Source organism: Pseudomonas sp. GW822-FHT02G04 (genome assembly GCF_058802085.1).
On sequence record NZ_JBXANU010000004.1, the window covers coordinates 194605 to 216385 of the forward strand.

At 60.6% G+C, this 21781-nt stretch carries 19 protein-coding genes; 7 read left to right on the forward strand and 12 right to left on the reverse strand.

What is annotated here, in order from left to right; translation table 11 throughout:
- From AC1RO5_RS07670 to AC1RO5_RS07680, 3 genes are all read right to left on the reverse strand, one after another.
- Positions 1-3774 carry a nitrate reductase subunit alpha gene (locus tag AC1RO5_RS07670; protein ID WP_493174144.1) on the reverse strand — a complete coding sequence of 1258 codons (3774 nt, stop codon included), beginning with the start codon at positions 3772-3774 and terminating at the stop codon, positions 1-3.
- A gap of 68 nt (positions 3775-3842) precedes the next feature.
- A complete protein-coding gene (locus AC1RO5_RS07675; RefSeq protein WP_305409212.1) occupies positions 3843-5240 on the reverse strand; it encodes a NarK family nitrate/nitrite MFS transporter in 1398 nt (465 codons plus the stop codon).
- Complete coding sequence (locus AC1RO5_RS07680) at positions 5218-6522, reverse strand: MFS transporter (RefSeq protein ID WP_493174145.1); 1305 nt, start codon at positions 6520-6522, stop codon at positions 5218-5220. The genes AC1RO5_RS07675 and AC1RO5_RS07680 overlap by 23 nt, the downstream gene beginning before the upstream one ends.
- A gap of 304 nt (positions 6523-6826) precedes the next feature.
- Between AC1RO5_RS07680 and AC1RO5_RS07685 the strand changes: the two genes are divergently transcribed.
- The 4 genes from AC1RO5_RS07685 (at position 6827) to AC1RO5_RS07700 (ending at position 10495) form a co-directional block, all read left to right on the forward strand.
- Positions 6827-8629 carry a HAMP domain-containing protein gene (locus tag AC1RO5_RS07685; protein WP_493174147.1) on the forward strand — a complete coding sequence of 601 codons (1803 nt, stop codon included), beginning with the start codon at positions 6827-6829 and terminating at the stop codon, positions 8627-8629.
- Positions 8626-9273 (forward strand): two-component system response regulator NarL, encoded by a 648-nt coding sequence (gene narL, locus AC1RO5_RS07690; protein WP_018927806.1) that lies wholly within the window; start codon positions 8626-8628, stop codon positions 9271-9273. Before AC1RO5_RS07685 ends, narL begins: the two co-directional genes overlap by 4 nt.
- A gap of 86 nt (positions 9274-9359) precedes the next feature.
- A complete protein-coding gene (locus AC1RO5_RS07695) occupies positions 9360-10034 on the forward strand; it encodes a Crp/Fnr family transcriptional regulator (RefSeq protein ID WP_493174149.1) in 675 nt (224 codons plus the stop codon).
- A gap of 74 nt (positions 10035-10108) precedes the next feature.
- Positions 10109-10495 carry a putative zinc-binding protein gene (locus AC1RO5_RS07700; RefSeq protein WP_493174151.1) on the forward strand — a complete coding sequence of 129 codons (387 nt, stop codon included), beginning with the start codon at positions 10109-10111 and terminating at the stop codon, positions 10493-10495.
- A gap of 270 nt (positions 10496-10765) precedes the next feature.
- Here AC1RO5_RS07700 and ubiT read toward each other — a convergent pair whose 3' ends face one another.
- From ubiT to norR, 7 genes are all read right to left on the reverse strand, one after another.
- Positions 10766-11236, reverse strand: a complete 471-nt coding sequence (gene ubiT, locus AC1RO5_RS07705; RefSeq protein ID WP_258673701.1) for a ubiquinone anaerobic biosynthesis accessory factor UbiT — start codon at positions 11234-11236, stop codon at positions 10766-10768.
- Positions 11230-12120, reverse strand: a complete 891-nt coding sequence (locus tag AC1RO5_RS07710; RefSeq protein ID WP_493174153.1) for a U32 family peptidase — start codon at positions 12118-12120, stop codon at positions 11230-11232. Before AC1RO5_RS07710 ends, ubiT begins: the two co-directional genes overlap by 7 nt.
- A 10-nt stretch (positions 12121-12130) precedes the next feature.
- Positions 12131-13126: a ubiquinone anaerobic biosynthesis protein UbiU gene (gene ubiU / locus AC1RO5_RS07715; RefSeq protein ID WP_493174155.1), complete on the reverse strand. Its 996-nt coding sequence runs from the start codon at positions 13124-13126 to the stop codon at positions 12131-12133.
- Positions 13127-13340: 214 nt separating this feature from the next.
- Positions 13341-14576 (reverse strand): molybdopterin molybdotransferase MoeA, encoded by a 1236-nt coding sequence (locus AC1RO5_RS07720; protein WP_493174157.1) that lies wholly within the window; start codon positions 14574-14576, stop codon positions 13341-13343.
- Entirely contained in the window at positions 14573-15127 is a 555-nt protein-coding gene (gene moaB, locus AC1RO5_RS07725; protein ID WP_493174159.1) for a molybdenum cofactor biosynthesis protein B, read from the reverse strand. Before moaB ends, AC1RO5_RS07720 begins: the two co-directional genes overlap by 4 nt.
- A 330-nt stretch (positions 15128-15457) precedes the next feature.
- Entirely contained in the window at positions 15458-16105 is a 648-nt protein-coding gene (pdxH, locus tag AC1RO5_RS07730) for a pyridoxamine 5'-phosphate oxidase (protein ID WP_493174161.1), read from the reverse strand.
- A gap of 99 nt (positions 16106-16204) precedes the next feature.
- On the reverse strand, positions 16205-17734 hold the full coding sequence (gene norR / locus AC1RO5_RS07735) for a nitric oxide reductase transcriptional regulator NorR (protein WP_493174163.1): 1530 nt from the start codon (positions 17732-17734) through the stop codon (positions 16205-16207).
- A gap of 155 nt (positions 17735-17889) precedes the next feature.
- Here norR and ytfE point away from each other — a divergent pair, with 155 nt between their 5' ends.
- Complete coding sequence (gene ytfE, locus AC1RO5_RS07740) at positions 17890-18564, forward strand: iron-sulfur cluster repair protein YtfE (RefSeq protein ID WP_493174165.1); 675 nt, start codon at positions 17890-17892, stop codon at positions 18562-18564.
- Positions 18565-18639: 75 nt separating this feature from the next.
- Here ytfE and AC1RO5_RS07745 read toward each other — a convergent pair whose 3' ends face one another.
- Together AC1RO5_RS07745 and AC1RO5_RS07750 are read right to left on the reverse strand one after the other, a co-directional pair.
- Positions 18640-19077, reverse strand: a complete 438-nt coding sequence (locus AC1RO5_RS07745) for a membrane protein (protein WP_019649076.1) — start codon at positions 19075-19077, stop codon at positions 18640-18642.
- Positions 19078-19105: 28 nt separating this feature from the next.
- On the reverse strand, positions 19106-20296 hold the full coding sequence (locus AC1RO5_RS07750) for an NnrS family protein (RefSeq protein ID WP_493174167.1): 1191 nt from the start codon (positions 20294-20296) through the stop codon (positions 19106-19108).
- A 597-nt stretch (positions 20297-20893) separates the two neighbouring features.
- Here AC1RO5_RS07750 and AC1RO5_RS07755 point away from each other — a divergent pair.
- On the forward strand, positions 20894-21577 hold the full coding sequence (locus AC1RO5_RS07755) for a Crp/Fnr family transcriptional regulator (RefSeq protein ID WP_258673691.1): 684 nt from the start codon (positions 20894-20896) through the stop codon (positions 21575-21577).
- On the forward strand, positions 21574-21774 hold the full coding sequence (locus tag AC1RO5_RS07760) for a protein DnrP (RefSeq protein WP_493174169.1): 201 nt from the start codon (positions 21574-21576) through the stop codon (positions 21772-21774). The genes AC1RO5_RS07755 and AC1RO5_RS07760 overlap by 4 nt, the downstream gene beginning before the upstream one ends.
- The last annotated feature ends 7 nt before the right edge of the window (positions 21775-21781 follow it).

Consider the following 21781-nt stretch of genomic DNA (forward strand, 5'->3'; position numbering starts at 1 on the left):
TCAGTTCTCCTCGATATCGGTCGGCAGAGGACGCGGCAGGTCATCGCCGGACGAACCATCGAGCCAGTCGACTTTGGCCATCTTGCGTACCACGACGAATTCATCGCGGTTGCAACCGACCGTGCCGTAATAGTTGAAACCGTAGGCCTGCTGCGCATAGCCACCGATCATGTGGGTAGGTTTGAGCACCACGCGGGTGACCGAGTTGTGGTGGCCGCCACGGGTCTTGGTGGTTTCCGAACCAGGCACGTTCACGATCCGTTCCTGGGCGTGGTACATCATCACCATGCCGTCCTTGACCCGCTGGCTGACCACCGCTCGTGCGGTCAGCGCGCCGTTGGCGTTGAAGCATTCGATCCAGTCGTTGTCTTCAATGCCGGCGCGTTTCGCGTCGTTCTCCGAGAGCCAGACAATCGGCCCGCCGCGGCTGAGGGTCAGCATCAGCAGGTTGTCGCTGTAAGTGCTGTGGATGCCCCATTTCTGGTGCGGAGTAATCCAGTTCAGGACGATTTCGGTCTCGCCATTGCTGCGCTTGCCTTTCACCCCTGCAATGGTGCGGGTGTTGACCGGCGGGCGGTAACTCATCAGTTGCTCGCCGAACGCCTGCATCCACGGGTGATCCTGGTAGAACTGCTGGCGACCGGTGATGGTGCGCCATGGGATGGCTTCGTGAACGTTGGTGTAGCCGGCGTTGTAGCTGACGTGATCGTCTTCGAGACCCGACCAGGTAGGGCTCGAAATGATCTTGCGCGGCTGCGCCTGAATGTCGCGGAATCGAATCGCCTCGTGTTCCTTGGATAACGCCAGGTGGCTGTGATCGATGCCGGTAAATTCCGACAACGCAGCCCAGGCCTTGACGGCGACATGGCCATTGGTTTCCGGGGCCAGGGACAGGATCACTTCTGCGGCATCGATGGCCGTGTCGATTTTCGGTCGCCCCTGACTGATACCAGCAGCGGTTTCGTGATGGTTGAGCTCGCCAAGGAATTTCACTTCCTTGTCGGTGTTCCAGTTGATGCCCTTGCCACCGTTGCCGTGTTTTTCCAGCAATGGCCCCAGCGAGGAAAACTGCTTGTAAATGTTCGGGTAATCACGCTCCACCACATGCAGGTTCGGCGCGTTCTTGCCTGGCACCGGGGCCACGCCGGCGGTTTTCCAGTCGGTGCCGCCAAAAGGTTGAGCCAGTTCGCCGACGCTGTCGTGCATCAGCGGGATGGTCACCAGGTCCTTCTCAACGCCCAGATGCCCGACCGCCATGCTGGAAAAGGCCTTGGCAATGCCTTTGTAGATTTCCCAGTCGGAACGCGATTCCCACGCCGGGTCGATGGCGGCCGACAACGGGTGAATGAACGGGTGCATGTCCGAGGTGTTCATGTCGTCCTTTTCGTACCAGGTCGCGGTCGGCAAGACGATGTCGGAATAGACGCAGGTCGAGGACATGCGGAAGTCCAGCGTGGTGACCAGATCGAGCTTGCCGATGGCGCCCTCGTCCACCCATTCGGCTTCTTCAGGTTTGCAATCGCCGACCTGGCCGATGTCTTCGTTCATCACCCCGTTCTTGGTGCCGAGCAGGTACTTGAGCATGTACTCGTGGCCCTTGCCCGAGGAGCCCAGCAAGTTGGAACGCCAGATAAACATGTTGCGCGGGAAGTTCACCGGGCTGTCCGGCTGTTCACAGGAGAAACGCAGCGAGCCGTCTTGCAGCGACTTGACCACGTAGTCTTTCGGGTCCATGCCGGCCTTCGCTGCATCGCGGCAAATGTGCAGCGGGTTGGTGTTGAGTTGCGGTGCGCTGGGCAACCAGCCGGCGCGTTCGGCGCGGATGTTGTAGTCCAGGGCATGCTCGGGAAACTGTGATTTATCGGCCAGTGGCGAGAGCACGTCGTGCATGCTCATCTTCTCGTGGCGCCACTGCGAACTGTGGGCGTAGAAGAAGCTGGTGCCGTTCATCTGCCGTGGCGGACGGTTCCAGTCCAGGCCGAATGCCAGGGGCAGCCAGCCGCATTGCGGACGCAGTTTTTCCTGACCGACATAGTGCGCCCAACCGCCACCGGTCTGGCCGACACACCCGCAGAGCATGAGCATGTTGATCAGCCCGCGGTAGTTCATGTCCATGTGGTACCAGTGGTTCATCGCCGCGCCGACGATAATCATCGAGCGGCCACGGGTCTTGTCGGCGTTGTCAGCGAACTCGCGGGCGATCTGGATGGCTTTCTCGCGGCTGACGCCGGTGATCTGCTCCTGCCAGGCCGGGGTGCCGGGTACGCTTGCGTCGTTGTAATCCTTGGCGACGTTTGCGCCACCCAGGCCACGATCGATCGCCAGGTTGGCCGCCGACAGGTCGAACACGGTGGCCACTTTGGCCACGCTGCCGTCCGCCAGCACCACGTTGTGCACCGGCACGCGGCGGTATTGCACGGCATCGCCAGCGACGTGCTGGAAGTGCTCGTGGGACTCGCCGGCAAAATACGGGAACGCCACTTCGGCGACGTCATCGCCAATCAGGCTCAGCTTGAGATCGATCTCACGCCCTTCGCCGCCTTCACGAGGCAGGATGTTCCACTTGCCCTTCTCGCCCCAGCGATAGCCGATGGAGCCCTGAGGGGAAACCAGTTCACCGCTGACGTCCAGGGCGATGGTTTTCCATTCCGGGTTGTTCTCTTGGCCGAGGTTGTCGGTCAGGTCGCTGGCGCGCAGGAAGCGGTCCGGCTGGTAACCGGCGCCCGGCGCCTTGTCGGCCATTTGTTTGAGCAGCACCAGCACCGGCAAATCGGTGTAGCGCTTGGCGTAGTCGGTGAAATAAGCGCTCGGTTTGTCCAGGTGGAATTCTTTGAAGATCACATGGTTGAACGCCTGCGCCAGCGCCGCATCGGTACCCTGCTTGGGGTTTAGCCACAGGTCGGTGAGCTTGGCGACTTCCGAGTAGTCCGGGGTGATTGCGACAGTCTTGGTGCCCTTGTAACGGACTTCGGTAAAAAAGTGCGCATCGGGAGTACGGGTCTGCGGAACGTTGGAGCCCCAGGCAATGATGTAGTTGGAGTTGTACCAGTCGGCCGATTCCGGCACGTCGGTTTGCTCGCCCCAAACCATCGGCGAGGCCGGTGGCAAGTCGCAGTACCAATCATAAAAGCTCAGGCACGCACCGCCGATCAGCGACAGGTAACGCGAACCCGCGGCGTAGCTGACCATCGACATGGCCGGAATCGGCGAGAAACCGACGATCCGGTCCGGGCCGTATTGCTTGATGGTGTAGACGTTGGACGCGGCAATGATCTCGTTGACTTCCTCCCAGTTGGAGCGAATGAAGCCACCCATGCCGCGCTTGCTTTTATAGGAATCGGCCTTGACCTTGTCCTCGACGATACTCGCCCAGGCTTCCACCGGCGCCATGGTCAGCCGCGCCTCGCGCCAGAGTTTGAGCAATGGCTTGCGGATTTTCGGGTACTTGAGGCGGTTGGCGCTGTAGATGTACCAGCTGTAACTGGCGCCACGCGGGCAACCGCGGGGTTCGTGGTTGGGCAGATCATTGCGGGTGCGCGGGTAATCGGTCTGCTGGGTTTCCCAGGTGATCAGGCCGTTTTTGACGTAGATTTTCCACGAGCACGAGCCGGTGCAGTTCACCCCATGGGTGGAGCGCACGATCTTGTCGTACTGCCAGCGCGAACGGTAGACGTTCTCCCAGTCGCGAGACTCTTTGCGAGTTTCTCCATGACCGTCGGAAAACTCGTTTTGCTTGCGATTGAAAAACCGCAGTTGATCCAGTAAATGACTCACGGTGTGTCCTCTCAGGCTTGCTGCGGGGTTCTATGCCCCGCCCACGCAATGGTTGGATTCGGGTCGGCTTAGCAGGGGGTTGCGGCGCCTTTGCGCGCGTACCACCACCAGGTCACCACGATGCAGCTCAGGTAAAAGCCGACGAACATATAGAAAGCCATCTCAGGGCCGCCGGTCTGGGCCATCGAAGTGCCGAAGGATTTGGGAATGAAAAACGCACCGAAGGCGCCCATGGCCGAACTGAAGCCCAGGACGGCGGCCGACTCCTTGCCGGCATCCTTGAGCGCCTGTTCGCGCACGGCTGGCGATTTCCCGGCCGAGGCTTTTTCGTGCTGTGTGCGGAAGATCACCGGGATCATCCGGAAGGTGGAGCCGTTGCCCACGCCAGTGGTGATGAACAGCAGCATGAACAGGCCAAGGAAGCCGTAGAAGCTGCCGCCCGCGCCGTTCTGCGGCAAGAAGTGCATCACGCCGAAGACCATCGCGATCATCGCCACGAAGTTCCACAGGGTCACTTTCGCGCCACCGAGCTTGTCCGCCAGCCAGCCACCCAATGGCCGCACCAGAGCGCCAACCAGTGGACCGAGAAAGGCGAATTTCAAGGCGATGACATCCGGAAAGGAGGTTTTGATCAGCAGCGGAAACGCGGCGGAAAACCCGATGAACGAACCGAAGGTCGCCAGGTACAACCAGCACATCAGCCAGTTGTGCTTGCGCTTGAAGATCACCGCCTGTTCGCTGAACGAGGCCCGGGCGCTGGACAGGTCATTCATGCCGAACCAGGCCAACACCGTCACCAGGACGATAAATGGCACCCAGATGAACCCGGCGTTCTGCAGCCACAATTGACCGCCGTCCGGCAACGCTTGCGACGAGCCGCCCATGAAGCCGAACACACCGAAGGTAATCACCAGCGGCACACAGAACTGCATCACCGAGACGCCCAGGTTGCCCAGCCCGGCGTTGAGGCCCAGAGCGGTGCCCTGCTGGGACTTGGGATAGAAGAAGCTGATGTTGGACATGCTCGATGCGAAGTTGCCGCCGCCAAAACCGCAGAGCAAGGCAATCAACACGAACACGCTGTATGAGGTGCTCGGGTCCTGCACGGCGAAGCCCATCCAGATCGATGGCAGCAGCAGCGACGCGGTGCTCAGGGCAGTCCAGCGCCGGCCGCCGAAGATCGGCACCATAAAGGAATAGAAGACCCGCAAGGTCGCACCGGACAGCCCCGGCAATGCCGCCAGCCAGAACAATTGGTCGGTGGTGAAGCTGAAGCCGATGGCGTTCAACCGCACAATCACCGTGCTCCAGACCATCCACACCGCAAAGGCCAACAACAGTGCAGGAATGGAAATCCACAAGTTGCGAGTGGCGGTCTGTTTGCCGCTACTTCCCCAGAATGCGGGGTCCTCGGGGCGCCAGTCATGAATGACCGGGCCTTTGTCAGGCGTTTGCAGAACGGACATGTTCTTCTCCTTGGGCAATGCTGGAAATCGGGGACGGGGTCAGCAGCGGCTCTTTACCAAGCACCGGGCTTTTGCGTATTTCGCTGAAGTACATCCAGGTGAGGGAGACCCAGACCACGCCGTACATCAACATGAAGCAGGAAGAGCGCACGCCGGTGAGGTCCACCAGGGCGCCGAACAGGATCGGCAGCACGAAACCGCCCAGGCCACCCGCGAGGCCGACGATGCCGGACACCGCGCCCATGTTTTTCGGGTAGTCATTGGCGATGTATTTGAAAACCGAGGCCTTGCCGAATGCGAAGGCGATGCCCATGACGAACAGCAGCACGGTGAACAGCGCGGGGCTCAGGCCAATGTGGAAATCCAGCGGGCCATCGATGGTCTGCACTTGCAGTTGGGTCTGGGGATACGAGAGCAGGAACAGGCAGATCCAGCTGACCCACAACACCCACCAGGTCACGCTTTGCGCCCCCCAGCGATCCGACATCCAGCCGCCGACGGCGCGCAGTACGCCGCCGGGCAGGGAGAAACAGGCCGCCAGCAGCGCCGCGCTTTGCAAACTGAAACCGTATTCCTGCACGTAGTACTTGGTCATCCACAGTGCCAGGGCAACGTAGCCGCCGAAGACGATCGAGTAGTACTGGCAGTAGCGCCACACCGCAGGATCTTTCAGCGAGCGCAGTTGCTCACGCAAGCTGGCGCCCGTGGCACTGCGATGGCCCTTGTTTTCTGAGGTCAGGAACCAGAACAGCAGCGCAGTGATAAACAAGATCGCACTGAAGACTTTCGGCACCAGCTGCCAGCTGCCGGCGGCGATCAGCGCCGGGGCCAGGAACTTGGTCACCGCCGACCCGGCGTTACCGGCACCGAAGATGCCCATGGCGAAGCCCTGGTTCTCCTTGTCGAACCATTTGGCGACGTAGGCAATCCCCACGGAAAACGAGCCACCGGCCAGGCCGACGAACAAACCCAGTACCAGGAACTGCCAGTAGGCGGTGGCGTGACTGATCAAGTACAGCGGCGTGACGCAGGTCAGCATCAGCAGGAAAAACACGCTGCGCCCGCCAAATCGGTCGGTCAGCAAACCCAGCGGCAAACGCACCAGCGAGCCGGTCAGCACCGGGGTCGCGGCCAGCAGGCCGAATTGGGTTTCATTAAGCTGGAGCAAATCCTTGATCGGCACCCCGAGCACGGCAAACATCATCCAGACCATGAAGCACACAGTGAAGGCCAGCGTGCTCATGCCCAGCACCAAGCCTTGTCGTACACGCGGTTGGGTCACAATGCTCTCCCGTCAATTAGCCATGCCGGCAGACTAGAGAGGCAAACCCCGCAAAAACTTGACCCAGGTCAACGAAGCCCAAGGGGGCCTAAGCCTATGCTTGCACTGCCTACCTCCAAGGAGGTAGTACAAGAAAAGCTTAAAATCCTTTATTTATCAGCTTGTTAAGGGTTTTAGCCGATGCTTTTGCCGACAAGGAACTGTCGACAACTCTTTAGAGGTAGCGCGCCCCGGATCGGCGGCAAAACCCCACGCTGGAACTTTGCATGCTCTGTTTTCTTATTTGTTGCCCGGACCTGCGCCGATGATGCGCTGGTTGCGCAGCTCCCTGCCCGCTCGCGCCGGGCTGGCGGTGATCCTGATCGCCGTGCTGGCGCTCGCCAGTTCATTGAGCGCCGGGCTGATTGCCTGGTTCAGCCAGGGCGATGCCGCTGCCATCAACACCGCAGGCTCGGTGCGCATGGAGACCTATCACCTGAGCTGGAAACTCGCCGCTGGCGCCGCCGGCGAAGAAATCACCGCCATCATCGACAGCCTGCAAAACCGCTTGGACAGCCACTCGCTCAAAGCGGTGCTGGAAGATGGCCCGAGCATCGCATTGCAACTCAGTTATGGGCAAATCCAGCAACACTGGAATGAGGATTTGCGTCCGGCACTGGAGCGCGGCGATGCTGCGGCCTTTCAGGTCCAGGCGCAGTCCTTCGTTGAGCAACTGAACCAGTTCGTCGATCTGTTGCAGCGCCAAAGCGAACAAAAACAAGGCTGGCAACAGGCGATCCAGGGCCTGGCACTGTTCACCACCATGATTGTCCTGTTGCTCGGGCTCTACGAACTGCAGTACGGCGTTGTCACTCCTTTGAAGGAGTTGGTGGATGCAACCCAGCGCTTTCGTCGCGGCGACTTCAAGGTGCGGGTCAACCATCAGTCCGAGGATGAGCTGGGCCAGTTGGCCATGAGTTTCAACACCATGGCCGAGACGATCGAAGAGTCGCATCGCACCCTGGAGAGTCAGGTCCAGCAAAAAACCCTGAACCTGCAACAAGCCAATGCCGCCCTGGAGCTTCTGTATCAAAGCAGCCGAAGCCTGGCCACACGCCTGGCCAATGCCGAGGGGCTGGACGAGTTGATTCGACGCTTCCAGCAACGCCTGCCCGGCTTGCGCCTGTCGCTGTGTCTGCAGGGACAGCTGCAGGCACCGGCCCAGCAGTTGCTCGCCCTGCATGGCGCGAACATCCGGGAAGTCTGCGCCAGTAGCGACTGCGCCACGTGCCAGCGACACCCTAAAACCAACCCGAAAATCTTCAGCATCAGCAACCAGGGCAGTGAACTGGGTGAGCTCAAGGCGCACTTTGTCGACGGGCACCCCATGCAAGCCTGGGAAACCCAACTGATCCAGGCCCTGGCCAATCTGATCGGCACCTCGCTCTCGCTCAAGCGCCAACGGGAACAGGATCATCGCCTGCTACTGCTCGAAGAACGCACGATCATCGCCCGCGAGCTGCATGATTCACTGGCCCAGGCCCTGTCCTACATGAAGCTGCAAGTCAGCCGCATGCAGACCCTGATGCGCCGCGGCGAACCGGTCCAGACCCTGGAAACCGTCACCGGCGAATTGCGCGAGGGACTGAACAATGCCTATCGCCAGTTGCGCGAGTTGCTGACCACGTTTCGCTTACAGATTCACGACGCGGGACTGGTCCAGGAACTCAAGGACACGGCCGAGGAGTTTTCCCGTCGCGGAGAGTTTCAGGTGCACCTGCACGTCGACACGCTGGCCTTTCAGCTATCGGCCAGCGAACAGATCCACATTTTGCAGATCACCCGCGAGGCACTCTCCAACTGCCTGCGTCACGCCCATGCGCAAAACGCCTGGCTGCAACTGCGCCAGGATGGCGAGACCGTCAGGTTGTCGGTCGAAGACGACGGGCGTGGGTTCAGTGGCAACGTCGATCAACGCGAACACCACGGCCTGAACATCATGGATGAGCGGGCTCGCAGCTTGCGCGGCCAACTGCAGATATTTTCCAGGGAGCCCCAAGGCACCCGTGTCCAACTGGAATTCCACCCGGAGTTTCTCGGGCAGCAAACAGAAGGTAGCGCCACATGACCCCGTCCCCACAACACAAAATCCTGCTGGTAGACGATCACCCGATGATGCGTCACGGCATTCGCCAGATGCTCGAACTCGAAGATGATTTCCTGATCGTCGGCGAAGCCAGCCAGGGTGAAGAAGCACTCAGCCTCATTGAGCCGCTTCAACCGGATCTGGTTTTGCTCGATAACAACATGCCGCAAATGAATGGCATCGAAACCCTGCGCCGACTACGGGCCATGCACTACACCGGCAAAGTGCTGCTGTTTACGGTATCGGACGCCGAAGACGATATTCGCGATGCACTGCGCCTGGATGCCGACGGCTATCTGCTCAAGGACATGGAGCCCGAATTGTTGATTCAGTACATCCGCGATGCCCTGAACGGAGCGCTGGTGATCAGCCCGGGACTGACCCAAGTCATGGCGCAAGCGCTGCGTGCTCCTGCACGTCAGGCCGTGGTGGAACTCACCGAGCGCGAACGCCAGGTGTTGAAGACCATCGCCAGCGGCTTCAGCAACAAGGTCATCGGGCACAAGCTGGGCATCACCGAAGGCACGGTCAAGGTTCACGTCAAGAATCTGTTGCACAAACTCGGCTTGCGCTCACGAGTAGAGGCGGCGGTGTGGGCCATGGAGCATCTGCGCAACGCCGGCTGACGGGTATTCCTCTTTGGAGGTAGACCTGCAGAGGCATAGGTCATCGGGCCCGCGCTCTCTACTATGGCCGTCAGCGGAGGTACGCCATGCTGACTCACCCTTCCATCGTTTTAACGTTGCGCCGTCATCATCTGTTCAGCCAACTGCCGGAGAAAGTCTTCGAGGAAGTCTGCAGCCTGGCCATGCTCAAACGTCTGAGTTGTCACAGTACGCTCATGCATCAAGGGGATCCGGCCCGGCGTTTTTTCCTGCTGGTCAGCGGCCAGGTCAAGTTGTACCGGCTCACCGGTGAAGGCCAGGAGAACCTGGTGGAGATCATTCAGCCCGGCCAGACTTTTGCCGAAGCCTTGCTGTTCAGCCAGGCTCGTCTGTATCCGGTGAGCGCCACCGCGCTGAAGGACAGCGTGCTGGTGAGCATCGACGGCAACCATTACCGCAATGCCCTGGAGGACCAGCCAAAAGTCTGCCTGGCCATCCTGGCGAGCATGAGCGTTCACCTGCACCTGCGTCTGCGCGACATCGATACCTTGACTATGGCCAGTGCGAGCCGTCGGGTGATCAATTTCCTGTTCCAGGAACGCCACCCGATGACCGGCCAGATTGTCTTGCAGATGTCCAAACGCCTGGTGGCGTCGAAGCTGGGAATTCAGCCGGAAACCTTTTCGCGGATACTGCATCGCCTGGTGGAAAGCGGCCTGATTGCCATGGAACGACGCCACATCAGCATCCTCGCTGAAGAGGAACTGGCCGCTTTCCAATAGTCAGAATTGACCGTCATCAAGGCGCCGTGCCACACCTCTTGCACACTGACAGAGCCCATCCACGGAGAGTGTAAATGCCCCGTTCAACCCTGCCTTTGGTTTACTCCTGCTCAGGCTGCTCCAACGTCGCCCAACTGGCCAACACCCTGGCCGTGCGCCTGGATCGCAGTGGTCTCGCTGAAATGTCCTGCATCGTTGGTGTCGGCGGGCATGTGGCAGCGCTGGTCAACAAAGCGCGCTCGGGGCGCCGGATATTCGCGCTGGACGGCTGCCCGCTGCAATGCGTCGAGAACTGCCTCAAGCAACATGGCCTGCACGCCGACGTGCACCTGATTCTCAGCCATTACGGGCTGCGCAAACGCTATGGCGAGGATTGTACGGATGCACAGAGTGATGAGTTGTTTGAAGGGATCAGGCGGTTGATTGCCAGTGATGCCCGCCAGCATGGAAACCGGCAGTAAACGGTGGTCTGATGATCAACGCAATTTAACGCTTGCGCGTAATGATCGTTCCCATGCTCCTGCGTGGGAATGCATCCCGTGACGCTCCGCGTCACCAGTGCGCAGGATTTACGCCTTGCGTCGACAGCGGGACGCGGAGCGTCCCCGGCGGCATTCCCACGCAGAGCGTGGGAACGATCAGTGTGGGAACGGCTGCTGTTGCTTTGCTTTGGCTTTTGATCTTGATCTGCCCCGTCGGAAGGCCCACGGAGCAGGACCGAACGATGTCGATTACCCCGCCGCCAAACCCTTCCCCGCCCTCTCCAGATTGCGCCACAACCACACAGGCAGAACATCGGGGTCAAGGCTGTCGATCAGGTTCTTCAGCGCCAGACCCAGTTCAGTATCACCCTCGATGACCAGCCGCCGGCGAAAGAACAACGTGTCCGGATCTTCCTGACGGCTGGCCAGGAGTAAAAATTCGCGCCAGTTACCGCTGATGGTCACGTTCGCCGTAGCGCGCTCGGCAATCCGCAAGCCCTGACGACTGAGCGTCAAGTACCAGGACAAACCCAGGTCCGGAATCCGCAAGCACAGCCAACGCCCGCGCAGCACTTCGAACTCGCCCTCGCGCAATGGCTCGGCGAGGCAGCGATTCAGCGCCTGCTGCAACGCCAGGCGCTGAACGGCAAAAGGCACCCGTCGCACCAGTGGCAACAACCGGTCGGCACCTTTCAACAGCCACTTTTTTCGATTCAACACAGGCCGACCTCCTCGACGCGCAGCATGCCGGCCTGGCCATGCCAATAGCCATTGCAACCTTCGACGAACAGCGGCGGTGTTTCGCCCAGACGAACCCGTTGATAGGCCGCGATCACTTCGTCCATGCCCTGGGCACGAGGGCTCAAGCGCAACAGATCGGCACCGCAGGCCACCAGTCCGGCGTAATCGGCCAGCAGATTGGTCACCTCGGCCGACATCGTTTGAATACCGTTAAGGGTAAACAGTGGTTGCCCTTCCTGGCTGGTCAGCGCCAGGCCATCGGGGTAGTTGATGCAGCAAAACCGGCAGTCGTCCTTGGGTCGGTTTTCTGCACGGGCAGTGAAGCAGCGGGCGGAATAGGCCAACGGCAGATGCCCATAGGCGAAGATTTCAACTTCCGGCACTGCACGACCCAATTCACGCACCTGCCCGATCACGTCGCTGATCAGCGCCGCCGAACACTCCACCGGCGGCACCCAGCGAGTCATTCCGCTGTCGAGTAATTGTGCCAATGAGTGACCGTTGTACAGATTGAGAGCCGGGCCGCCCACGAAAGGTAGCTTGCGTTCGGCCAGGAATTGCACCGCGCCCATGTCGTTGGCCTCCACCAACAACTCGCCGTTGTCGCACAGCCGGCGCAGGCTCGAGAGCTCGGACGCTGCTTCGATCAGCGTCAGGCTGGAAAGCACCAACTGTGCCGGGCTGCATTCCTGTAACTCGCGCCCCAGCCCCAGCCATTGATCCAGGGAAAAGGCCCGGCGTTTGGAACACACGGTTTCCCCCAGATAAATCACGTCCAGGGGCAAGGTCGACATGTCGGCGTAAAAGTTGCTGAGTTGCTCTTTGTCCCAATAAAACAGGACCGGTCCCAGGCTGAGTTTCATGTCGCGTCCCTCATTGCCATGATCGATGATAAGCGCCCAGGGTGGTCTGGCTGCCTTCGGACAAACCGGCCAGCACCTGACGCCATTCTTCCTTGACCCGAAAACTGCCTGGCGCGCCACGATGGGCGTCCAGTGCCGCTCGCCAGACCCGGGTGACTTGTTCGACATACGCCGGGCTGCGTTGGCGGCCCTCGATTTTCACCGCTTCGACGCCGATGGCTGTCAGTTCCGGCAGCAAGTCCAGGGTGTCGAGGCTGGTGGGTTCCTCCAGCGCATGAAAGCGTTTGCCATCGACCAGAAAACGGCCTTTGCACAAGGTCGGGTAACCGGCCGATTCGTCAGGGGTGTAGCGATCGATCAGCACTTCGCTGAGGCGCGCGCTCAAGCCTTCGGCGTCCTCGCTCCAACGCACGGCTTTGGCTGGCGAACAAACACCGCACAGGTTCGGCGACTCGCCGGTAATGTAGGAAGACAGGTGACAACGCCCTTCGGCCATGATGCACAAGCTGCCGAAGCCGAAGACTTCGATGGGCACCGGGCTGCTGGCGGCGACTTGACGTACCTGCGCCAACGACAACACCCGTGGCAGCACCGCACGACGAATGCCGTAGCGCTGCGCATAAAATTCCAGCGCCGCGGCATGGGTTGCCGAACCCTGAACCGACAGATGCAAGGCCAATTGCGGGTGATGCTGACTGGCATAGTCGAGCACCCCGGGGTCGGCGGCGATCAGCGCATCGACGCCGAAATCGGCGGCACGATCCACCGCTCGTTGCCAGCGCTCCCAGCCCTTGGGTTGTGGGTACGTGTTGACCGCGACGTAGAGTTTGCGTTGATGCTGGCGGATGTGAGCGACGGCAGCGTCGAACTGTTTGTCGTCCATGTTCAGCCCCGCGAAATGCCGGGCGTTGGTGTCATCGCGAAAGCCGACATACACGGCATCGGCGCCTTGGCGCACCGCCGCTTTAAGCGCAGGCAGGTTCCCTGCCGGGCAGACCAGTTGCATGGGTAATCCTCATCAAAAAGCGCAGTCCGGAGCCTAATCAGCCATGGTTGGAATGCGCTTGTGGCGAGCGAGCCTGTTCCGGGCGGCGTTCCGACGCTGGACTGCGCAGCAGGCCTGAATAACAGGGCCGCTTCGCGACCCAGCGGGAGCAAGCTCCCTCGCCACACAGTCTAGCCAGACCGACAGGCACAGCCTTGACGGCAATCAATTGCCATCACTGCATCAGGTCGGCGAAGGACAGGAACATCACGTTGTCGTGCTTGAGCACTTGCTGCTCGCACTCGATCACCGCCAGCCCGTCGGCCCAGCACGCGGCGGTCAACATCGCCGAGCTTTGCTGAGGGTGCAATTCCACACTCAACTGGCCATGGGCGCCGGGCATCAATCTGGCCCGCAGGTATTGTCGACGCTTGTTTCGCTGCAACCAGTCGAACCCGGCGGGTACAGCCAACGGCACTGGCAGCATGTCAGTCACGCCCTGGGCCCTGAGCAGGAACGGACGCACCACCACCAACGCGGTAATCAGCGCCCCTGACGGGTTTCCCGGCATACCGATCCACGGTTTACCGGCCACTTCGCCATAGGCCAATGGCTTACCCGGCTGGATCGCCAGCCGCCAGAAATCCACACTGCCCAGCTCCTCGATGACCTGCTTGAGGTGATCTTCCTCGCCGACCGACACGCCACCGGAGCTCAACAGCAAGTCGCATTCCGAAGACGCCAGACTCAAGGCATGCCGGCTGGCCACCAACTCATCGGCCATGACGCCATAGTCATGCACCTCGACGCCCCAGCCGCGCAATAACGCAGCGAGGCAATACCGGTTGCTGTTGTAAATCTGCCCGGGCGCCAAAGGGTCGCCGGGCTCGCGCAGTTCATTTCCGCTGCTGAGCAGGCACACCTGCAACGGCCGATAGACCTCGACCCGCGCTATCCCGGCACCGGCCAGCAACCCCAGTTCTTGTGCGCGCAGGCGTTTGCCGGCCTTGAGCAACAGATGCCCGCGGCGAACTTCCTCCCCTTCCTTGCGCACGTGATCACCAACGGATACCGGCGGGAACCAGACGCGCTCACCCTCGACCCGGCAGCGCTCTTGCGGCACCACGGTATCGGCACCCGGAGGTAATGGCGCGCCGGTAAAGATCTGTACCGTTTGTTGCGCGAGCAAAGGCGAATACGCCTGATCCCCCGCCGCGATTCGCCCGCCAATCGTCAACCAGCCACCCGCCTGCGGCAAATCAGCCGCCCTGAGGGCATAACCGTCCATGGCACTGTTGTTCCAGGCAGGGAGATTCACCGGGCAATGAATGTCCACCGCCAGTACCCGCCCCATGGCCTGGTCCAGACGGACCTTTTGCGCAAGGGGCGGTGGCGGCGCCTGGTCGAGCAGACGGCTGATGGCCTCGTCCACGGGCATCAGGTTGCCGAGGTCGCACACCCGGCCGCTCATGAACGTGTCTCGCAGGCGTCGATGACCCGCTGCGCTTGCGCTTTCAAATGCGGGGCGAAGTTACACGGGCCGGTGCGACTGTCCAGCTGCTCAAGCAGAATCTTGTTCCAGGCGGTCCGGCAGGCACCCGGCGAGCCAGGAACGCAGCACACCAGCACACCGTTACTCATCCCGGCCAGTGCCCGGGACTGCAGACTGGACATGCCAATCTCCTCCAGCGACACCTGGCGGAACAATTCGCCGAAGCCTTCCACATGTTTGTCCAGCAGAGGCAGCACCGCTTGCGGTGTGTTGTCACGAGCGGTGAAACCGGTGCCGCCAGTCATCAATATGACTTGCACCCGGGGGTCGGCGATCCACTGGGAGACCGTTGCGCGGATCTGATAAATGTCGTCCTTGACCAGATCCCGATCGATCAACACATGCCCGGCGGTTTGCAGCAAATCCGTCAGGGTCTGTCCCGAGGTGTCGGTGTCAAAAGTGCGCGTATCGCTGATGGTCAGCACGGCAATGTTCAGGGGTTCGAAACTGCGTTGCGTCAGATGGGCCATATCCAGACTTTCCCGTAGATGAGGGTATGGCCCAAAGCCTGAACCGGAATAGCGAACGAGCCTATTCCTCCAAGGAGGTACCTCGACAGGGGACATGGTGGAATACCAGTCGGCGGTGATGACAAGTGGCGCACAGACCTGTGGCGAGGGAGCTTGCTCCCGCTGGGCTGCGGAGCGGCCCCAAAACCTGCCCCCGCAATTCTTCAGGTAGACCGCATCCGCCGTTTTACGACTGCTTCGCAGCCGAACGGGACGGTGCGGCGATCCGACAAGCTCCCTCGCCACAGGTTTTGTGCTTGGTGCATCATTTCGTGAGTCGGTGAGAAGTGTTCAAGGTGCCAAGCGGCGCCGTTGCCATGCACCATCTCGCAACCGGTAATCGAGACGGTCATGCAAGCGGTCGGCACGGCCCTGCCAGAACTCCAGACGTTCAGGGTGCAGGCAGTAGCCACCCCAATGCTCGGGGCGCGAAACGGTCTGGCCGACGAAGCCTTTGATGGTTTGCGCCAGCATCGATTCCAGCGCGGCACGGCTGGCCAACGGACGGCTTTGCGGTGAAGCCCAGGCGCCCAGGCGACTGGCCATCGAGCGGGAATCGAAGTATGCATCCGAGAGTTGTGGGTCGAGCCTGGACACCCGGCCTTCGATGCGCACTTGACGCTCCAGCCCCGGCCAGAAAAACGTCATGGCGGCATAGGGATTGGCGGCCAGTTGCCGACCCTTGTCGCTCTGATAATTACCGAAAAAAGTAAAACCTTCATCGCTCAAGCCTTTGAGCAACAGCACCCGACAGTGCGGCCGCCCTTCATCATCGACCGTCGCCAGCACCATGCTATTGGCCTCGACAGGTGCGCACTCGGTGTCGCGGGCCTGTTGCAGCCATTGCCGGAACATCGCCAGCGGATCGTCCAGCGCAGCCTCATCTTGCAGGCCATTAAGGGTGTAGTTACGGCGCATTTGGGCCAGGGACAGGGGCATGACGGTGATCTCCGGAAGGTTTTGCGCAGTGTGCGAGGCACTGCGCAATACCACCTTGACCGTCATCAACGCCGAGCGTCGAAGCGGCAGCGCCCTTACCTACTTCAGACGCAGGCGCCGCGCCAGTTTGTGCAAATTGCTGGGGTCGACTTCCAGCATCCGCGCGGCGCTGGCCCAGTTGTCCCCGGACAGACTCAGTGCCTCGAGGATCTTCTTGCGCTGGTAATCGTCGACGGCTTCGCCCAAGGGCTGGAACGGCAGATCAGCCGTAATGTTTCGGGATGGCTCGACCTCTGCCCCCGGTACTGCCATAGGGCTGTCGAGATCGAGAACCTCTGGCTCCAGCGTCATGATCGACGTGCGACTCGTCCCGCGACTGAGCTGCTTCAACGCGGCCCGACTGATTACGTGCTCCAGTTCGCGCACATTGCCCGGCCAGGTGTATGCCAGCAAGGCTCGCTCCGCCGCCGGCGACAAACGCAAACCTCGCAGGCCGAGCCGCGCCCGATTGAGCTCCAGAAAATGCCCGGCCAGCATCAACACATCGTGACCACGCTCGCGCAGGGCTGGAATCGGCACCGGGTACACCGAGAGGCGGTGATACAGATCGGCGCGAAACAAGCCATCGCGGATGCTGTCCGGCAGGTGCCGGTTGGTGGCGGCGATGATTCGTACATCGACGTGCAATGGTTTGTCGGCGCCCAGGCGCTGGATCTCGCCGTTTTGCAGGGTGCGCAGCAATTTCGCTTGCACACTTAACGGCAATTCACCCACTTCATCGAGAAACAGCGTGCCACCGTTGGCGGCATCGAAGCGTCCGGCACGGTCACTGGTGGCACCGGAAAAGGCGCCTTTGACATGCCCGAACAACTCACTCTCCGCCAGCGACTCCGGCAAGGCTGCGCAGTTAACCTGTATCAGCGGTTTGTGATGGCGCCTTGAAAGACGATGCAAGCGCCGGGCAAACAGCTCTTTGCCGACGCCGGTCTCGCCCAGCAGCAATACCGGCAGATCGGAATCGGCCAGTACATCCAGCTCATTGAGCAACTGATGCAACACCTCACTCTGCCCAAGGATCTCGCCCTCCCCGACGGGCATGCGCAAGTCCTGGGGATCGCTACGGGACAGGCGCAAGCTGCGGTTTTCCTGCTCCAGGCGGGTGACCCGCACGGCGGCTTCGATCTGCAAAGTGCAACGCTTGAGTTCTTCCCGCGCCCGGTTGTCAAAGGTCCCGGCGTGCAGCGCATCGAGGGTGATCGCGCCCCAGATCCGCCCCTCGACATAGAGGCTCACGCCCATGCAGTCATGCACCGGCAGCGGCTCGCCGACATGGTTGTCGAGCAAGCCGTCGTAGGGGTCCGGCAGGCGGCTGTCGGGCTCGAACCAGGTCGGCTCGCGCGACGCCATGATCGCTGCCAGCCGAGGATGCTGGGCAATGACGAACCGACGCCCCAACGCTTCATGAACCAGCCCCACCGTCGCAACGGGCCTGAGGCTGTCGTCATCCAGACGTAACAACCCCACGGCGCCACTGTTGAAGTATTCGCGCAAGGTCTGGACCAGTCGTTGCAACCGTACGGCATTGGGCAACTCGACGATCAGGTCGGCTGCCAGGCTTTCTCGCAGCATGGTAGTAATCACCCTCTATGGTTGGATTCACCCTAAAGCGTCAGGGTGCCTGTCACCACAACTAAAAATTAATCCATGGTTTTCAATCAGTTAAAAATGGCATGCCGGATGCAATGGGTCTGGGGAACCTGTTGAAACCTAAACAAGGAACCCTGATGAGCCAGCCCCTATTGGAACAAAGCCTCGGCCAACTGGCCTGCGACATTCCCGGCGCCACCCGGATCTTTCACACCTTCAAACTGGACTTCTGTTGCGGCGGGCATAAAAGCCTGCGTGAAGCGGCCCTTGGCAAAAACCTCGATCCGGTCCTCATTGCCGACGCCCTGCAGATTCTGCAAGACGCCGGCGAAACCCAGCACGACTGGCGCAACGAACCGTCGGAACTGCTGATCGTCCACCTTCTGACGCGCTACCACGCCCGCCACCGCGAGCAACTGCCGGAGCTGATCCGACTGGCCTGCCGCGTCGAGCAGGTCCATGGCGCGCGCAGCAGTTGCCCCAACGGCCTGGCCGATCTGCTGACAGACATGCAGCAGGAACTCGAAGGCCACATGCTCAAGGAAGAACAAGTGCTCTTCCCGATGCTGCAACAAGGCGTTGGTCCTCAGGCCGCACCGCCGATCCAGGTGCTGCGTTTCGAACATGATCAACATGGTGAAGCACTCGAGAAAATGCTCGCCCTGACCAATCACATCATCCCGCCCGCCGATGCCTGTAACACCTGGCGCGCCCTCTATCGCGGACTGCTGGAGTTCAAAGACGACTTGATGCAACACATCCACCTGGAAAACAACGTGTTGTTCATGAATGCCCTGAACCCCCGCCATTGATCGATTGCCGGCCACCCCCAACCCGCGCCATCCAACCGGTTGACGCGGGTTTTGGTTATGAGGGGCGTATTGCGATCAGCCGTGCCAATAGAACATGGCCTTGGCCAGGATCACGATCAACACCATGTGCCCGAGGATACTGCGGCGAATCCAGCTTGCGCGGGTCGCGGTCAGGCGCGCGTGGGTCAGCCAATAGGCCAGCAGCAAGTAATGACCAATGATGCTCAGGGCCAACAGGATTTTCAGGCTCAGCAACGTACCAAAACTGCTGGCCAGCGGCTGACTCAATGCGCCCCGGTACTGCCACGCCAAACCGATGCCGGCGCCATACAACAGCAACACCACACCATGCAGAACCTTACGCGAACGCAGGGCAATCGCCTGATCCGCCGTCACTTGCGCAATCTCCGTCAACGGCTGGCGGGCGCGATGCCAGATGACCACCTCGAAAAACAGCGTGCCGATGAAGGCGATTGCCGCCAGCAGGTGTGTGACCAGAAAAAACGGATACATCAGCGGCAGCCTCTGTCAGTGTGCGTGCTCATCCCGGATGACCGTCAACCCGGGCCCGCAGCAGCATCGGCCCGTAGCGCCAGGCATACAGCGCAAACACTAGCGCCCAGCACAGACCGGCCAGCCACAATGCGGCCAACGGCAAGAACAGGATCAACACCACCCGGCTCAGACACGCCAGGTTGAGCAGAATGAACGCCAGGGTCATGCCCGATGGCGGCTCCAGGGGACGACCGGTGTGGCCGAGGCTGACCCGTGCGATCATCGCCAGCACCAGGCCAGCCATGGCCCCTATGGTCAGGCAATGCACCGCCAGACTCGGGTTGATCGGCACACCGAAATGCCACAGCGCCATCCCGAGACAAGCCACCGCCAACCAGCCATAAGCCAGATGCAGCGACCACAGCAACGGCACGCGCCAGAGTGCCCGGTCATGCCAGCGCACCAGGCGCACCAGATGCCCTGCCGCCAGCACCGCGAACAGCAGGCCCACCCAGACATTGGGAGCGAGCGCAGGTCCTGCGGCATACAACAACGCCACCAGCGGCGAACCGACCAACAGCAGTCGATCCAGCCAGGGCCAGGCGGCAACGCCTTCAACCCGACCAAGGCCGCGCTGGGTGAAGAACGGAATTACCCGCCCGCCGATCAACCCCATCATCGCCGCCACCAGCCAGATGCCGCTCAGCACGCCTTGGCGTTGCCAGCCTTCATGCCCCTCGACCAGACCATACAGGGACAACCCGTCAGCCACGGCCAACAACAGCAAAACCACCACAATCGGGTAGTTACGTTTCTGCCGCACTTTCCACAAGGTGAAGCCCATGAGTACCGCCACCGCCAACGGGAACGCCAGCTCCAGCACTGCAAGCAACGGCCACGGCGCATTGGCCAGCCAGGCCACCCGCGCCAATAACCACAGCAACGCCAGCGCGGCCAACGGTTTGCCGCTGAGGCCGGGGCGACCGGTCCAGGTCTGCACCGCCGTCAACAGAAAGCCCGCGATAATCGCCAACCCGAACCCGAACAGCAATTCATGCCGATGCCAGCCCAGCCAGCCGCCCGCCGGCTGCCAGTTGGAAATCGAACCACTGAAGGCCGCCAGCCAGAGCGGAATGGCCAGCACCGCCAAAAGGCAACCGGCGAGGAAAAATGGCCGAAAGGCCAGCCGAAACAGCGGTGTGATTGCCATCGCTTTACGGCGGTCAAGCACTTGCATAAAACCACTCCTCTACCTTGTTGCTGACCTGACACCAACCCGCAGGCGCCGAGGTGAGTCCAGGGGCAATCATCGGGTATTGCCGATCCATTGCCGTTGTCGCAGATCAAGTGTGCAAGGGACGTGCCTCGATGCTTTCTCGTATTCCTGTGGCGAGGGAGCTTGCTCCCGCTCGGGTGCGCAGCAGCCGTAAAACCGGCTGACGCCTTGTATCTGTCGGTTTGCGATGGCCGATGTTTGGGAGCGCTTCGCACTCCAGCGGGAGCAAGCTCCCTCGCCACAGGGTGATCGGCTCAGGGTACAAATGACCCTTTAATGGTTATTTAAACCCTAAAGATCACGGTATTTTCTACCCTGATCGCTGAGAACCCCACTAAACAAAGGCCTCCGGGCCTGGCCCGCGTCTTGCTCAACATGGGCAACCTTACAGAAACCCTGGTTCCCTCTCGATTACCCGGAGTCGTCATGAAAAAAGTCATCCAGCCACTGGCCTGGTTCGTGGTGTTGACCTCAATCCTGGCCGTGGCCAGCGGCGTTTCCCTGGGCCTCGTCTGACTTGATCGCCAGCCCCCTTCTCAATCTTCAGGATGAATTCTCATGGTGCTTCACCGCGTCCATCACCAGATTCTGCGCAGTCATCATTTGTTCGAGCCGTTGAACGAAGAACAGCTGGACGAATTGATGAGTACCAGCCAATTGCTGAGCATCGATAAAGGCGAGCCGTTGTTTCGTCAGGGTGAGCCGGCCGATGCGTTCTATTTCATAATTTCCGGCGCGGTGAAGATCTACCGACTGACACCGGATGGGCAGGAAAAAGTGTTCGAGGTCATCAGCGATCGGCAAACCTTTGCCGAGGCGATGATGCTAATGGACACCCCAAACTATGTAGCCTCGGCCGAAGCGATCTGCCCCACCCAGCTCTATCGTTTATCCAACAGCACCTATATGCGCCTGCTGCAGAGCAATAGTCGGCTGACCTTCGCACTACTGGGCAAGCTCTGCGTTCGTTTACATCAACGGGTCAACGAAATCGAAACCCTGTCGCTGAAAAACGCCACCCACCGGGTCGTGCGTTATCTGCTGACGCAACTGGTGCGCCAGCAAACCGTTGACTGCCAATTCGAACTGCCGATGGCCAAGCAACTGATTGCCGGGCATCTGTCGATCCAGCCAGAAACCTTTTCGCGAATCATCCGCCGCTTGATCGATGAAAACATCATCACTCAGGACGGCCGTCAGATTGCCATTCTTGATCGTCTGCGCCTGGAACAGTTCGAGTGAGTACCATGCCCGCCTGCCTGTATTGCCAACATGCCAACCCTTCACAAGAAACCGAGTGCCACCAATGCGGCATGCCCCTGCCAGTACTGGCCGAACACGCCGGGGAACGTCGGCAGCGCCGATTCATGTGGTTCTGCGTTGGCCTGACGGTCTTTTGCGTGGTGATGTTTTTCTGGCTGCCGCGCAGCATCAGCTGATGCTGCG